General features: G+C 60.2%; 17 protein-coding genes and 2 pseudogenes. 9 read left to right on the top strand and 10 right to left on the bottom strand.

Annotated elements, in window-relative coordinates; genetic code table 11:
* Positions 1 to 22: 22 nt before the first annotated feature.
* The 5 genes from XaFJ1_RS16050 to XaFJ1_RS16035 all read right to left on the bottom strand — a co-directional run bounded on the left by XaFJ1_RS16050 (position 23) and on the right by XaFJ1_RS16035 (position 1,531).
* On the bottom strand, positions 23 to 259 hold the full coding sequence (locus tag XaFJ1_RS16050; RefSeq protein ID WP_238988316.1) for a hypothetical protein: 237 nt from the start codon (positions 257 to 259) through the stop codon (positions 23 to 25).
* Positions 260 to 294: 35 nt separating this feature from the next.
* Positions 295 to 612, bottom strand: a complete 318-nt coding sequence (locus tag XaFJ1_RS16045) for a hypothetical protein (RefSeq protein ID WP_238988315.1) — start codon at positions 610 to 612, stop codon at positions 295 to 297.
* 130 nt (positions 613 to 742) lie between these two features.
* The gene (locus XaFJ1_RS15780) at positions 743 to 916 is read right to left on the bottom strand and encodes a hypothetical protein (protein ID WP_155393719.1); all 174 of its coding nucleotides are present in this window, start codon (positions 914 to 916) and stop codon (positions 743 to 745) included.
* A 25-nt stretch (positions 917 to 941) separates the two neighbouring features.
* A complete protein-coding gene (locus XaFJ1_RS16040; protein ID WP_012915211.1) occupies positions 942 to 1,178 on the bottom strand; it encodes a hypothetical protein in 237 nt (78 codons plus the stop codon).
* A gap of 35 nt (positions 1,179 to 1,213) precedes the next feature.
* Entirely contained in the window at positions 1,214 to 1,531 is a 318-nt protein-coding gene (locus XaFJ1_RS16035; protein WP_012915210.1) for a hypothetical protein, read from the bottom strand.
* Between the two features lie 536 nt (positions 1,532 to 2,067).
* Between XaFJ1_RS16035 and XaFJ1_RS16465 the strand changes: the two genes are divergently transcribed.
* The 4 genes and pseudogenes from XaFJ1_RS16465 (at position 2,068) to XaFJ1_RS03090 (ending at position 4,230) form a co-directional block, all read left to right on the top strand.
* The gene (locus tag XaFJ1_RS16465) at positions 2,068 to 2,397 is read left to right on the top strand and encodes an IS3 family transposase (RefSeq protein WP_012915209.1); all 330 of its coding nucleotides are present in this window, start codon (positions 2,068 to 2,070) and stop codon (positions 2,395 to 2,397) included.
* A 52-nt stretch (positions 2,398 to 2,449) separates the two neighbouring features.
* Positions 2,450 to 2,802, top strand: a pseudogene (locus tag XaFJ1_RS16460) (IS3 family transposase); the annotation flags it as partial.
* A 217-nt stretch (positions 2,803 to 3,019) separates the two neighbouring features.
* Positions 3,020 to 3,592, top strand: a complete 573-nt coding sequence (locus XaFJ1_RS03095; RefSeq protein WP_203417801.1) for a hypothetical protein — start codon at positions 3,020 to 3,022, stop codon at positions 3,590 to 3,592.
* Positions 3,589 to 4,230 carry a hypothetical protein gene (locus XaFJ1_RS03090; protein WP_049887163.1) on the top strand — a complete coding sequence of 214 codons (642 nt, stop codon included), beginning with the start codon at positions 3,589 to 3,591 and terminating at the stop codon, positions 4,228 to 4,230. The genes XaFJ1_RS03095 and XaFJ1_RS03090 overlap by 4 nt, the downstream gene beginning before the upstream one ends.
* 181 nt (positions 4,231 to 4,411) lie before the next feature.
* Here XaFJ1_RS03090 and XaFJ1_RS03085 read toward each other — a convergent pair whose 3' ends face one another.
* Complete coding sequence (locus XaFJ1_RS03085; RefSeq protein ID WP_012915206.1) at positions 4,412 to 4,618, bottom strand: hypothetical protein; 207 nt, start codon at positions 4,616 to 4,618, stop codon at positions 4,412 to 4,414.
* Positions 4,619 to 4,762: 144 nt separating this feature from the next.
* Between XaFJ1_RS03085 and XaFJ1_RS03080 the strand changes: the two genes are divergently transcribed.
* Positions 4,763 to 5,407, top strand: a complete 645-nt coding sequence (locus tag XaFJ1_RS03080) for a hypothetical protein (RefSeq protein ID WP_045771456.1) — start codon at positions 4,763 to 4,765, stop codon at positions 5,405 to 5,407.
* On the top strand, positions 5,404 to 6,045 hold the full coding sequence (locus XaFJ1_RS03075) for a hypothetical protein (protein WP_052688461.1): 642 nt from the start codon (positions 5,404 to 5,406) through the stop codon (positions 6,043 to 6,045). Before XaFJ1_RS03080 ends, XaFJ1_RS03075 begins: the two co-directional genes overlap by 4 nt.
* 82 nt (positions 6,046 to 6,127) lie before the next feature.
* Here XaFJ1_RS03075 and XaFJ1_RS15770 read toward each other — a convergent pair whose 3' ends face one another.
* Positions 6,128 to 6,301: a hypothetical protein gene (locus XaFJ1_RS15770; protein WP_203417806.1), complete on the bottom strand. Its 174-nt coding sequence runs from the start codon at positions 6,299 to 6,301 to the stop codon at positions 6,128 to 6,130.
* A 146-nt stretch (positions 6,302 to 6,447) separates the two neighbouring features.
* Here XaFJ1_RS15770 and XaFJ1_RS03070 point away from each other — a divergent pair, with 146 nt between their 5' ends.
* Both XaFJ1_RS03070 and XaFJ1_RS03065 read left to right on the top strand, forming a co-directional pair.
* Entirely contained in the window at positions 6,448 to 7,092 is a 645-nt protein-coding gene (locus tag XaFJ1_RS03070) for a hypothetical protein (RefSeq protein WP_155395650.1), read from the top strand.
* Positions 7,089 to 7,730, top strand: coding sequence for a hypothetical protein (locus XaFJ1_RS03065; RefSeq protein ID WP_012915204.1), 642 nt, complete (start codon positions 7,089 to 7,091; stop codon positions 7,728 to 7,730). The genes XaFJ1_RS03070 and XaFJ1_RS03065 overlap by 4 nt, the downstream gene beginning before the upstream one ends.
* Before the next feature lie 124 nt (positions 7,731 to 7,854).
* Here the strand turns inward: XaFJ1_RS03065 and XaFJ1_RS03060 are convergent.
* The 3 genes and pseudogenes from XaFJ1_RS03060 to sucC all read right to left on the bottom strand — a co-directional run.
* Positions 7,855 to 8,877, bottom strand: a pseudogene (locus XaFJ1_RS03060) (IS3 family transposase); the annotation flags it as partial.
* A 304-nt stretch (positions 8,878 to 9,181) separates the two neighbouring features.
* Complete coding sequence (gene sucD / locus XaFJ1_RS03055; RefSeq protein WP_012915199.1) at positions 9,182 to 10,054, bottom strand: succinate--CoA ligase subunit alpha; 873 nt, start codon at positions 10,052 to 10,054, stop codon at positions 9,182 to 9,184.
* Between the two features lie 26 nt (positions 10,055 to 10,080).
* On the bottom strand, positions 10,081 to 11,244 hold the full coding sequence (sucC, locus tag XaFJ1_RS03050) for an ADP-forming succinate--CoA ligase subunit beta (RefSeq protein WP_012915198.1): 1,164 nt from the start codon (positions 11,242 to 11,244) through the stop codon (positions 10,081 to 10,083).
* Between the two features lie 290 nt (positions 11,245 to 11,534).
* On the opposite strand from sucC, the gene XaFJ1_RS03045 reads away from it, so the two are divergent.
* A complete protein-coding gene (locus tag XaFJ1_RS03045; RefSeq protein ID WP_012915197.1) occupies positions 11,535 to 13,148 on the top strand; it encodes a sensor histidine kinase in 1,614 nt (537 codons plus the stop codon).
* Positions 13,149 to 13,181: the final 33 nt, after the last annotated feature.

Here is a 13,181-nt window from a genome sequence, read left to right as displayed (position 1 = left end):
ATGCTCCCTGGCGAGGACGCCATCAGTAGGTTTTGGTGTAGGCGAGGATCAAATCGTTGCGTGAGTTGCTATATTTGTTACCTGGCTCTTGCAAAACAGTAGTCTCCACAAAGGCCCGCATATACACATTGATGGTGCGGTCGTTCACTTCCAGGATGATGTCCGGACGAATATCTGCCTGTAGGATCGGCGGCAACTGATTCTGCGGCACATGATGCAGGATCACCTTGTCCTTGAAGATGGCTTCGAGATCGACCAAGGCATGATGCGGCTGGCCATCCTTGGAGCGCCATGTCACCTCGGCCGGGGGGGGAAGTGCGGGAAGTTGCGAATGCCGATATGCGATGCACCCAATGTATCATCCGGGTACTTGTCTCCCAACGACGCCGATGAAATCGTCTTGTTATCATCCGGAATGTTAAGTAAAGACATGTCGTCATAAATCACCTTGCAACCATAGGTGTCGTAGCAGGCCACTCCGAACGCATGCGTACTGAACGGAATCGGCTTACGGGTATCGATATGCACGGTGTTATGGGCATCAACGGGAATATTCCCGATCAGATGGATGCCGGGAGGTTCATTGGTCGGAGCGTTGGTCGGCGTGTTCATGCGCGAACATCCTGTCAGAGAGTGGGCGAAGACGGCGGTGAGCAGAAGGAGAAGTGCTGCACGGGACGGCGTGGCAAAAGGAGGTCGCACAGCCATGGTTCCACCAGTGGGAAGGGAGAGAAGCAGCCTACTACCCAGCGCGTGAGCACGATAGAGTCGTGTCGGTTTGACTGACCAGCAGCGGCGCCTGGAACTGCGCCAATGCATGGCGACTGTGTGCATATGTCGCCAAGTCTTGTGCCGTCGCCGGATACGTTCCCACACCATCCGGCCATTTCTCTGCATCGGTCTGTTCGTTACTCATTGAATGCTCCCTGGCGAGGACGCCATCAATAGGTTTTGGTGTAGGCGAGGATCAGGTCATCACGGAAATGACTATATTCGTTACCAGGCTTCTGTAGTACGGTCGTCTGCACCATTGCCCGCATATACACATTGATGGTGCGGTCGTTCACTTCCAGGATGATATGCGGAGAGATATCCGCATGCAGGATCGGCGGCAACTGATCCTGCGGCACATGATGCAGGATCACCTTGTCCTTGAAGATGGCTTCGAGATCGACCAAGGCATGATGCGGCTGGCCATCCTTGGAGCGCCATGTCACCTCGGCGGGGGGGGGGGGAAGTGTGGGAAGTTGCGGATGCTGATCGTATTGCCTTTAAGATTATTGGGATAGACATCCCCTAGCGACGCCGATGAGATTTGTTTGACATCGTCGGGATCGTTGGCTTCGTACCTACCGTCGTACAGCACCTTACAGCCATAGGTGTCGTAGCAGGCCGCCCCGAACGCATGTTCGGCAAACGGTATCGGCTTACTGGTATCGATATGCACGGTGCCATGAGCATCGACGGGAAGATTGCCGATCAGATGGATGCCGGGAGGTTCATTGGTCGGAGCGTTGGTCGGCGTATTCATGCGCGAACATCCAGTCAAAGAGTGAGCGAAGACGGCGGTGAGCAGAAGGGGAAGTGCTGCACGGGACGGCGTGGCAAAAGGAGGTCGCACAGCCATGGTTCCACCAGTGGGAAGGGAGAGAAGCAGCCTACTACCCAACGCGTGAGCACGATAGAGTCGTGTCGCTTTGACTGACCAGCAGCGGCGCCTGGAACTGCGCCAATGCATGGCGCCGGTGTTCATATGTCGCCAAGTCTTGTGCCGTCGCCGGATACACATCCACGTCATCCGGCCATGTCCTTGCATCGTTATGCTCGTTGCCCATTGCATGCTCCCTGGCGAGGACGCCATCAGTAGGTTTTGGTGTAAGCGAGGATCAAATCGTTGCGTGAGTTGCTATATTTGTTACCTGGCTCTTGCAAAACAGTAGTCTCCACAAAGGCCCGCATATACACATTGATGGTGCGGTCGTTCACCTCCAGGATGATGTCCGGAGAGATATCTGCATGCAGGATGAGGGCGCGGCAGAAAACTTGGACTACCTGGGAGGGTAGTTCATGTTTTCATACGAGGATCGGCTTCGAGCCGTGCAGCTCTACATCAAGCTCGGCAAACGGGTCGGACTGACGATCCAACAGCTTGGCTTTCCAACCAAGAGCACGCTCAAGCACTGGTGCCAGGAATACGAGCAAGGCCTTGGCTTGGCCACCCGGTCCACGCGCGCGCCGACGTATTCGCAGGCCCAGAAGGAATTCGCGGTCGCTCACTATCTGGAAAACGGGCGCTGCTTCGCGACGACAATCAAGGTGCTCGGGTATCGGCCGCGGACGTTGCTTCCATTCTGTGCCCAGAAGTTGGGCATGTCTCGTCCATCGCTGTACACCTGAAAGAATCAGCTGCTCGGCCACGACGCACCTGCATCCATGAAGCGCAAGCAAGATATTCCACACGATGCTGGACGCAGCCATCGAGACCGTCACAGCCAGTAAACAACGGCCGACCATACACTCCGATCGCGGCGCCCACTACAGATGGCCTGGATCGCTGATGCAAAGCTTACGCGTTCGATGTCTCGCAAGTCATGCTCGCCGGACAACGCTGCGCGTGAAGGCTCCTTCGGCCGCCTGAAGACCGAGCTGTTCTACGCGCGCAGCTGGTTGTCCACGACCAGCGAGGACTTCATCACGGCGTTGCACTCCTACATCCTTTGGTACAACGCAGACCGGATCAATATCTCGCTGAGAGCCCGTAGCCCCATCGAGTACCGGAGAAACCTTGGACTCGCCACATAACCCGTTTCAGTTTTCTGCCGCCCCCCCCCCTTGAGGGCGCTGCGCGCTTGTGCCATGGTTAGCTGCGGGGGGGGGAAGTGAGACTGTGTTTAGAGGCGGAGGGTTTCTAGAGGTTCCCCATTAATTATATTTCTAGAGGTTCCCCATGATTATGATAGAACGCAGGTGTAATCGGGGCAGCGGCTGGTGGCAGCTTACGGCCGGCGCGGCTCTAGTGGTGGCGGTAACGCCGCAAGGTTGGGGTGGAGGAGATGGCGGCGCGCCCGTATCCGCAGCCCCGGCGGCGGTCCTTGCCAGTGTCACGCCCAGCAACATCAACATCGTGGCGTCCGATGCTGACGTGCGCCAGAAGGTTTATTTCGCCGGCCCTACACAGGGCTTCGTCGCCAAGGCGCTGTCGGCATCTCTGCCGGCCGGCACTGAAAGTAACTATGACATCCTGGTGATCGGCGATGCCGACAAGGGAGGCCGCGCCATGCTGGAGCTGGCCCGCAAGGCGCTGGATGAAGGCAAAGAAGTGGTGCTGGACGCCGCCAGCGACGGTTCGGCTCAGTCGGCCCACGCAAATACGTTACAGGCCCTGGTGGGCACCAGCATCGACGCAGGAGCAGTGCGGGTTAAAAAGGGCGGTCGCGGCCACTATGTGACGCCGATCGACACCCCCGCAGTGGTGCATAAGAAAATGCAGATCGCCGCGGCCAATGCCCAATCGCAAGAATCGGGCAGCGAGCCCAGCATTAATTCCGTCCAGAACATTTTCGGAATTCAGAGCAAGGAGTCCGGGCAATGAAAGTCACCCATGTTGCTAGTGTCTTGGCTTTCGTGCTGCCAGCGGTCACCACCCTGCAGATCGCCCATGCCGGCGATGCCTGTTTTCCGAGCAACGACGGCAACGGGGGGTTCGTGAACCTGCTGGGCGACAGAACCTCGTGGGGAATTCCCACGATGCAGGCGAGCAATACGTGGGAGGACTGGATCTGGCGAGGCCCGTTGTTCTACTGCAATCCGAGAGGCTTGCGTTGCAACTACAGCTGGACCCAGGCGAACACCTCGGCGTACCAATGGTCGATCGGTGTGGACTTGGATGTGAGCAAAATCCCCGTTGTCGGAGACTTCTTGGGAATGTTCAACATCAAGGGCCAGTACCAGTCACAAAAAACTTACACAGAAACCTTCGGCTGGAGCCAGTTTCTCAAACCCGGCAGTACTGCGCAACCCGTGCAGGTCGTTGTGCGTCGCTGGAAGGCCGGTTACTTCCAGGGTGGCTGGTGGAGGGTCAATGGCGGATCCTGCGAGATTATCAAACACCTCGGAGGGCTCGTATCCTATGAACCAGGCAACCGTTATTGGTGGGACGGTACCGCCACCTACGGCAATTGGAGTGCCGAGGTAGAAGAGAGTCGCTACGCCATGTACAACATCTGGTAATCGTCCATTTCGCATCACACTTTGGCATCCGTGCGTTATGCCACCTGAAAGCCGTCTTGGCTAGGCGGCTTTTTCGGGTGTTTGACCCGTCCAATTCAGCGTTGATCCCTCGGCCTTGCGCCAAGCGCAGGTATTATGGACGCGAGTGTCAAGCGCATATAGTCGGCCCTGCAAAAATCTGTTAGTTGGTTTGCGCCGATACTGGTAAGCGCACGTTGTGCAGATTCATGTTGCCGGTGGCGACCGGGTCCAGCAAGCCGACGGTCTGCGCGGTGTGGCCGGGCGGCACCAGTGGCGGATGCGTGGGAGTGAGTTTAAGGATTTCGCCGTGTGAGCCACGGTCGATCTTCATGTCTTTGCGGTCCTGGATGCCACGTTCGTGGAGCATACCCGTCCACGTTTTCCGCCGCCCTCGCCCCCTTGAGGGCGCTGCGGGCTTGTGCCATGGTTAACTGTGGGGGGGAGTGAGACTGTGTTTGGAGGCGGAGGGTTTCTAGAGGTTCCCCATTAATTATATTTCTAGAGGTTCCCCATGATTATGAAAGAACGTAGGTGTAATCGGGGCAGCGGCTGGTGGCGGCTTACTGCCGGCGCGGCGCTAGTGGTGACGGTAACGCCGCAAGGTTGGGCTGGAGGAGATGGCGGCGCGCCCGTATCCGCAGTCCCGGCGGCGGTCCTTGCCAGTGTCACGTCCAGCAACATCAACATCGTGGCGTCCGATGCTGACGTGCGCCAGAAGGTTTATTTCGCCGGCCCTACACAGGGCTTCGTCGCCAAGGCGCTGTCGGCATCTCTGCCGGCCGGCACTGAAAGTAACTATGACATCCTGGTGATCGGCGATGCCGACAAGGGAGGCCGCGCCATGCTGGAGCTGGCCCGCAAGGCGCTGGATGAAGGCAAAGAAGTGGTGCTGGACGCCGCCAGCGACGGTTCGGCTCAGTCGGCCCACGCAAATACGTTACAGGCCCTGGTGGGCACCAGCATCGACGCAGGAGCAGTGCGGGTTAAAAAGGGCGGTCGCGGCCACTATGTGACGCCGATCGACACCCCCGCAGTGGTACTGAAGAAAATGCAGATGGCCGCGACATATACCCAATCGCAAGAATCGGACAGCGAGCCCAGCATTAATTCCGTCCAGAATATTTTCGGAATTAAGAACAAGGAGTCCGCGCAATGAAAGTCACTCATATCGCCATTGCTTTGGCTTTCGTGTTGCCAGCGGCAACCACCCTACAGATCGCCCATGCCGGCGATGTCTGTTTTTCGAGCAACGACGGCAACGGCGGGTTCGTGAACCTGCTGGGCGACAGAACCTCGTGGGGAATCCCCACGATGCAGGCGAGCAATACGTGGGAGGACTGGATCTGGCGAGGCCCGTTGTTCTACTGCAATCCGAGAGGCTTGCGTTGCAAATACAGCTGGACCAAGGAGAACACCTCGGGGTACCAATGGTCGATCGGTGTGGACGTGGATGTGAGCAAAATCCCCGTCGTCGGAGACTTCTTGGGAATGTTCAACATCAAGGGCCAGTACCAGAAACAAAAAAGCTACACGGAGAGCTTCGGCTGGAGCCAGTTGCTCACCCCCGGCAGTACCGCGCAGCCCGTGCAGGTCGTTGTGCGTCGCTGGAAGGCCGGTTACTTCCAGGGTGGTTGGTGGAGGGTCAATGGCGGATCGTGCCAGATCAAACACCTCGTTGGAAGGAGCGTATACTCGGTGCCTGGCAACCGCTATTGGTGGGACGGTACCGCCCGCTACGGCAATTGGGATGCCGAGGTAGAAGAGAGCCGCTACGCTATGTACAACATCTGGTGATCGTCCATTGCGCATCACACCTTGGCATCCGCGCGTGATGCCACCTGAAAAGCCGTCTTGGCCAGGCGGCTTTTTCGGGTGTTTAACCCGTCCGATCCAGAGTTAATCCCTCGACCTTGCGCCAAGCGACGGTCTGCGCGGTGTGGCCTGGCGGCACCAGTGGCGGATGCGTGGGAGTGAGTTTAAGGATTTCGCTGTGTGAGCCACGGTCGATCTTCATGTTTTTGCGGTCCTGAATGCCACGTTCGTGGACCATACCCGTCCACATTTTCTGCCGCCCCGCCCCCTTGAGGGCGCTGCGCGCTTGTGCCATGGTTAGCTGTGGGGGGGGGGAGTGAGACTGTGTTTGGAGGCGGAGGGTTTCTAGAGATTCCCCATTAATTATATTTCTAGAGGTTCCCCATGATTATGAAAGAACGCAGGTGTAATCGGGGCAGCGGCTGGTGGCAGCTTACGGCCGGCGCGGCTCTAGTGGTGGCGATAACGCCGCAAGGTTGGGGTGGAGGAGATGGCGGCGCGCCCGTATCCGCAGCCCCGGCGGCGGTCCTTGCCAGTGTCACGCCCAGCAACATCAACATCGTGGCGTCCGATGCTGACGTGCGCCAGAAGGTTTATTTCGCCGGCCCTACACAGGGCTTCGTCGCCAAGGCGCTGTCGGCATCTCTGCCGGCGGGCACTGAAAGTAACTATGACATCCTGGTGATCGGCGATGCCGACAAGGGAGGCCGCGCCATGCTGGAGCTGGCCCGCAAGGCGCTGGATGAAGGCAAAGAAGTGGTGCTGGACGCCGCCAGCGACGGCTCGGCTCAGTCGGCCCACGCAAATACGTTACAGGCCCTGGTGGGCACCAGCATCGACGCAGGCGCAGTGCGGGTTAAAAAGGGCGATCGCGGCCACTATGTGACGCCAATCGACACCCCCGCAGTGGTGCTGAAGAAAATGCAGATGGCCGCGACATATACCCAATCGCAAGAATCGGACAGCGAGCCTAGCATTAATTCCGTCCAGAACATTTTCGGAATTAAGAACAAGGAGTCCGCGCAATGAAAGTCACCCATATCGCCATTGCTTTGGCTTTCGTGCTGCCAGCGGCAACCACCCTACAAATCGCCCATGCCAGCGATGTCTGTTTTGCGAGCAACGACGGCAACGGGGGGTTCGTGAACCTGCTGGGCGACCGTAGCTCGTGGGGAATCCCCACGATGCAGGCGCGCAATACGTGGGAGGACTGGATCTGGCGAGGCCCGTCGTTCTATTGCAATCCGCAAGGCTTGCGTTGCAACTACACCTGGACCAAGGCGAACACCTCGGGGTACCAATGGGCGATCGGTGTGGACCTGGATGTGAGCAAAATCCCCGTCGTCGGAGACTTCTTGGGAATGTTCAACATCAAGGGCCAGTACCAGAAACAAAAAAGCTACACGGAGACCTTCGGCTGGAGCCAGTGGCTCAAACCCGGCAGTACCGCGCAGCCCGTGCAGGTTGTTGTGCGTCGCTGGAAGGCCGGTTACTTCCAGGGTGGTTGGTGGAGGGTCAATGGCGGATCGTGCCAGATCAAATACCTCGCTGGAAAGACCATAAACTGGGCACATGGCAACCGCTATTGGTGGGACGGTACCGCCCGCTACGGCAATTGGGATGCCGAGGTAGAAGAGAGCCGCTACGCTATGTACAACATCTGGTGATCGTCCATTGCGCATCACACCTTGGCATCCGCGCGTGATGCCACCTGAAAGCCGTCTTGGCCAGGCGGCTTTTTCGGGTATTTGACCCGTCCGATCCAGAGTTGATCTGTCGACTCCCCGCAATTTAGTGCCAGCTAAAATTAGAGGTCTGGGGTTGATGTTGATCACGGAACTCGGTGGGTGTTAGCCCGCCCACGCTGTCGTGCGGGATCTGTTGGTTGTAGTCGGCCAACCAGTGTTCGGTCTGTTCGCGGACCTCGCTGAGTGTGCGGAAGATATGCATGTCCAAGACACCACGCCGGTAGCTGCCGTCGAAGCGTTCGATGAAGCCGTTCTGCATCGGACGGCCCGGCTCGATGAAGTCCAAGGCGATGCCCTGGCGCTCGGCCCACTCCGCCAAGGCCAGCGCGACAAATTCCGGCCCGTAGTACCTGTGGAAGCATGTTCGGATAACCGCGCCATGCCGCGATGCGCTCCAATGTGCGGATGACGCGGACAGCCGGGAGATTGAGGTCGACTTCGATGGCCAAGGCTTCTCGACTGAAATCGTCGATGACATTGAACGTGCGGAACCGTCGACCGTCCCACAACGTATCGGACATGAAGTCGATCGACCATCCCGCATTGGGTCGCTGTGCGCATGCCAGTGGCTGTGGATGCCGCGTCGGGACCCGGCGCCTAGCTGTGACGCTGTTGATTGAGCTTCATCAGGCAATACACACGCCAGACCCTCTTGTGGTTCCACACATGTCCGCGACGGCGGATGAGCTGAAAGAGCTTTCCAAACCCACGCTCGGGAAAACGCTCCGCCAACTCGGACAGCAGCGCAATGACCTCTTCATCCCGATCAGGACGGCGCCGATAGCGTGCCGTCGAGCGAGCCACGCCCAGCACCGAACAGGCCCGGCGCTCGCTCCAGCCATGCGGCTCGATGAGCCAGGCAAGAAGCGGGCGCTTATGCGCCGGGTCTACAATTTTTTGCGATGACATCCTTCAATGCATGGTTTTCCATCGCAAGCTCGGCATATATCCGCTTGAGCTTGCCGTGTTCGGTTTCCAGGTACCGAAGGCGCTGCACCTCAGCAGCCTCCATGCCGCCGTACTTGGACTTCCAGACGTAGTACGTCGCCTCGGAAATGCCCAGCTCATCGTTGGTCTCCTCGGTGGCTAGTCTGCACGGAGACCTCTAGCTATGGCTGGATCAATTTTACGGGAGGCTGACAAGGCAGGCCATCCGTCACCGTGCGACACGATGCCCGCGCAGGTCAGTTCGGGCAGGCTGATGAGCGCTCATTCACCCCACCTCTGCATGCCATCACCCACATAGCGAATCGATCATGTGGAACGCGGCCTGCGCCAACGAAAAAGGCCTCGCTCACGCGAGGCCTTTCCGACAGCCTTGCCGCACCGTCGCCGCAACCGGTTTGCGGCGACGACGCAGTGCTCGCGGCTTACTTCACCAGCGAAGCAATCGCCGCGCCCAGGTCGCCCGGCGAACGCACGGTCTTGACGCCGGCCGCTTCCATCGCCGCGAATTTGCCTTCGGCCGTGCCCGAACCGCCGGAGGCAATCGCGCCGGCATGGCCCATGCGCTTGCCCTTCGGCGCGGAAGCGCCGGCGATGAAACCGACCACCGGCTTCTTGACGTGCTGCTTGATGTACGCAGCACCGGCTTCCTCGGCGGCACCACCGATTTCGCCGACCATGATGATGCCTTCGGTCTGCGGGTCTTCGTTGAACAGCTTGAGGCAGTCGACGAAGTTCAGGCCGTTGATCGGGTCGCCGCCGATGCCGATGACCGTGGACTGGCCCAGGCCGGCGGCGGTGGTTTGCTTGACCGCTTCATAGGTCAGCGTGCCCGAGCGCGAGACGATGCCGATCTTGCCCTTCTGGTGGATGTGGCCGGGCATGATGCCGATCTTGCACTCGCCCGGGGTGATGATGCCGGGGCAGTTGGGGCCGACCAGCACCACGTCCGGATGCTGCTTCAGCACGTTCTTGACCCGCAGCATGTCCAGCACCGGGATGCCCTCGGTAATGCAGACGATGACCTTGATGCCGGCCGCTGCGGCCTCCAGGATCGCGTCGGCCGCGAACGGCGGCGGCACGTAGATCACCGAGGCGTCGGCGCCGGTGGCCTGGACCGCTTCGCGCACGGTGTTGAACACCGGCAGGCCGATGTGGGTGCTGCCGCCCTTGCCGGGGGTCACGCCGCCGACGACCTGGGTGCCGTATTCCACCATCTGGGTGGCGTGGAAGGTGCCCTGCTGGCCAGTGAAGCCCTGCACGATGACCTTCGTCTTCTTGTTGATCAAAACAGACATGATTCTTCCTAAGTCTCGTGGAGGGTTCAGGCAGCGACGGCAGCGACGGCCTTCTTGGCACCGTCGTTGATGTCGTCGGCCGGGGTGATGGCCAGGCCGGAGTCGGCCAGCAGCGTCTTGCCCGCTTCCACATTGGTGCCTTCCAGTCGCACCACCACCGGCACCTTGACGTCCACTTCCTTGACCGCGGCGATGATGCCCTCGGCGATCATGTCACAGCGGACGATGCCGCCGAAGATGTTGACGAAGATGGCCTTGACCTTGTCGCTGGACAGGATGAGCTTGAACGCCTCGGTCACGCGTTCCTTGGTGGCGCCGCCGCCCACGTCGAGGAAGTTGGCCGGCGCACCGCCGTTGAGCGCGATCACATCCATCGTGGCCATCGCCAAGCCGGCGCCGTTGACCATGCAGCCGATGTTGCCGTCCATGGTGACGTAGTTGAGGTCGTGCTCGCTGGCCTTGACCTCGGTTTCGTCTTCCTGCGTGGTATCGCGCATGGCAGCCAGATCCTTGCGACGGAAAGTGGCGTTGTCGTCGGAGTTGACCTTGCCATCCAGCGCGTAGAGGTTCTGGTCGTCGAGAATCGCCAGCGGGTTCAGTTCGACCAGCGACAGATCCTTGTCGTTGAACAGCGCGTACAGCCCGCCCATGATGTTGGCCAGCTGATTGGCCTGCTTGGCGGTCAGTCCCATCTTGAAGCCGATCTCGCGTCCCTGGTAGGGCTGCACGCCTTCGGCGTAGTCCACCACAAGGGTGTGGATCTTCTCGGGCGTGGTGGCGGCGACTTCCTCGATGTCCACGCCGCCTTCGCTGGAGACGATATAGGTGATCGACTTCTGGTCGCGATCGACCAGCAGCGATAAATACAGCTCCTTGACGATCTCGCCGGCAGTGGTCACCAGCACCAGATTGACCGGCAGTGCCACGCCTGCGGACTGGTAGGTGGCCATCTTGGTACCGAGCATCTTGGCCGCGGCGGCTTTGACATCGTCGGTGGTCTTGCAGAACTTCACGCCGCCGGCCTTGCCGCGGCCGCCCGCATGGATTTGGGCCTTGACCATCCAGGGGCCATCGCCCAAGGCATTGGCCGCTTCGACGGCTTCTTCCGGCGTGGACGCGATGCGTCCGGCCGGAACCGGGATGCCGTAGTTGGCAAACAGTTGTTTCGCCTGGTATTCGTGGAAATTCATGCGTCACCGTGGGAGAAGGAACGACCGTCCCGCAGCGACCTGGAGCCTGAATGGCAGCCGGAGACGGTACGGACGGGGCGCCTATTGTCGCCGACCCTGGGCGGCGGCGCAAAAGCGCCAGTGCGCCGACCCCACCGGTCGAGCGCCGCGTGTGTGCGTCGGCCATCGTCCAGGCTGGCACGCCCGCACCACGACGGCGGGATCGCCATCCCGAAGCCTGCCCCCTCTGCCATCCGCCACGGTAGCGACCCCCTATACTCGCGCCGTCCACCGCCCGCCTGGAGTCCAGCTTGGCCACCAGCGCCTCGCTCATCAATCGCATCAAGTCCATCCCGCGCCGCGAACTGTATTTTTTTGCGCTGTACCGGATCCTGGTCGCCGGGTTGATCGCGGCATTGGTGTTCAGCCCACTCAGCACACTGATCGGCGAGCCGCGTTTCCCGCAACTGGCGAACGAGCTGGCCACGGTCTATGTCTTCGTGGCACTGGCGCTGTTGTTATGGGGACGCAACGAACGTCACCTGCCCCCCATCGTGTGCTTCAGCACGGTCACCGACATCGCTGCGGCGACCGTGGCAGCGCATGCGCTGCCCGCCGCCAGCGCCGGTATCGCCATGATGCTGCTGTTCAATATCGCCGCCTCGTCCATGATGCTGCGACTGCGCTGGAGCATGGCGATCGCGCTGACTGCCTCGGCGGCGCTCCTGGCGGAATATCTCTGGACCATCCTGGACAGCGGCAACAACAGCCGCAGCCTGGCCGAATTGGCGATGTTCGCCACCAGCTACCTCGCGGTGGCTTACTTCTGCAATCGCATCGGGCGACGCGCGCGCATCAATCAGAGTCTGGCCGAACAGCGCGGCGCGGAGGTGGCGAACCTCTACGAAATCAACGAACTGATCATCCGCCGCATGCGCACGGGCGTGTTGGTGGTAGACGGCCAGAACCGAGTCACTCTGGTCAACGAGGCGGCCTCGTTCCTGCTCGGCGATACCGACAGTCACAGCGATAACGGCCAACTCAACCTGCTCCGTGCCGCGCCGGAGTTGGCGCGTCGCCTGCAACGCTGGCGCAATGGCTGGAACCAAGAGGAAAGCCCGCTGCAACTATCCCCGGACCAGCCGGAAGTACAACCGCGCTTCGCCCGGCTATTGGCCGAGGGCGAGCTCACCCTGGTGTTTCTCGACGACGCCACGGTAGTCTCGCGGCGCGCCGAGTCGCTGACACTGTCGGCAATGGGCCGCTTCTCGGCGAGCCTGGCCCATGAAATCCGTAATCCACTGGCAGCCATCAACTACGCCTCACAGTTGCTGGAGGAATCCACGGCCATCGACAATGCCGACCGCCGCCTGTTGCAGATCATCCATCAGCAGTGCCAGCGTACCAACGGCATTGTCGAGAGTGTGCTGGGACTGGCCCGACGCGAGCGCTCAAACCCCGAGAATCTAGACTTGGGTGCATTCTCGCGCCGCTTCGTGCTGGACTGCCAACAGGGCCTGTCGATCGAGACCGACAGCATCGAGGCGATCCTTCCGCAGCACCCCGTACATGCGTTGGTCGATCCTAAACATCTGCATCAAATCCTCAGTGCGCTGGTGCACAACGCACTCAAGTACGGCCGGGTGATGGAGGAACCGGCACGGGTACGGCTGCGCGTCTGCATGCAGGAACGCAACGCCATCGTCGACGTGATGGACCGCGGCCCCGGCATTCCCGAGACAGTGGCGGCACAACTGTTCCGTCCATTCTTCACCACTTCCGAGCACGGCACCGGACTGGGCCTGTACATCGCCCGCGAACTGTGCCGCGCCAACCAGGCGCGCCTGGAGTACGTCCCGGTCCCAGCGGGAGGTGCCTGCTTTCGCGTCACCCTGCCCGGACCACACGCGATGCTGGTGCGCTGAGAGGTGAGAATCGCTTCGCCAACACGCCAGCAA

The organism is Xanthomonas albilineans (assembly GCF_009931595.1).
Classification (GTDB): Bacteria; Pseudomonadota; Gammaproteobacteria; order Xanthomonadales; family Xanthomonadaceae; genus Xanthomonas_A; species Xanthomonas_A albilineans.
This window is presented reverse-complemented; position numbering and strand designations above follow the sequence as displayed.

Excerpts from the sequence above, each read along its gene's own strand:
- XaFJ1_RS16045 (WP_238988315.1), bottom strand. The coding sequence starts at position 612 with ATGAACACGCCGACCAACGCTCCGACCAATGAACCTCCCGGCATCCAT.
- XaFJ1_RS15780 (WP_155393719.1), bottom strand. The coding sequence starts at position 916 with ATGAGTAACGAACAGACCGATGCAGAGAAATGGCCGGATGGTGTGGGA.
- XaFJ1_RS16035 (WP_012915210.1), bottom strand. The coding sequence starts at position 1,531 with ATGAATACGCCGACCAACGCTCCGACCAATGAACCTCCCGGCATCCAT.
- XaFJ1_RS16465 (WP_012915209.1), top strand. The coding sequence starts at position 2,068 with ATGTTTTCATACGAGGATCGGCTTCGAGCCGTGCAGCTCTACATCAAG.
- XaFJ1_RS03090 (WP_049887163.1), top strand. The coding sequence starts at position 3,589 with ATGAAAGTCACCCATGTTGCTAGTGTCTTGGCTTTCGTGCTGCCAGCG.
- XaFJ1_RS03085 (WP_012915206.1), bottom strand. The coding sequence starts at position 4,618 with ATGCTCCACGAACGTGGCATCCAGGACCGCAAAGACATGAAGATCGAC.
- XaFJ1_RS03080 (WP_045771456.1), top strand. The coding sequence starts at position 4,763 with ATGATTATGAAAGAACGTAGGTGTAATCGGGGCAGCGGCTGGTGGCGG.
- XaFJ1_RS03075 (WP_052688461.1), top strand. The coding sequence starts at position 5,404 with ATGAAAGTCACTCATATCGCCATTGCTTTGGCTTTCGTGTTGCCAGCG.
- XaFJ1_RS15770 (WP_203417806.1), bottom strand. The coding sequence starts at position 6,301 with ATGGTCCACGAACGTGGCATTCAGGACCGCAAAAACATGAAGATCGAC.
- XaFJ1_RS03070 (WP_155395650.1), top strand. The coding sequence starts at position 6,448 with ATGATTATGAAAGAACGCAGGTGTAATCGGGGCAGCGGCTGGTGGCAG.
- XaFJ1_RS03065 (WP_012915204.1), top strand. The coding sequence starts at position 7,089 with ATGAAAGTCACCCATATCGCCATTGCTTTGGCTTTCGTGCTGCCAGCG.
- sucD (WP_012915199.1), bottom strand. The coding sequence starts at position 10,054 with ATGTCTGTTTTGATCAACAAGAAGACGAAGGTCATCGTGCAGGGCTTC.
- sucC (WP_012915198.1), bottom strand. The coding sequence starts at position 11,244 with ATGAATTTCCACGAATACCAGGCGAAACAACTGTTTGCCAACTACGGC.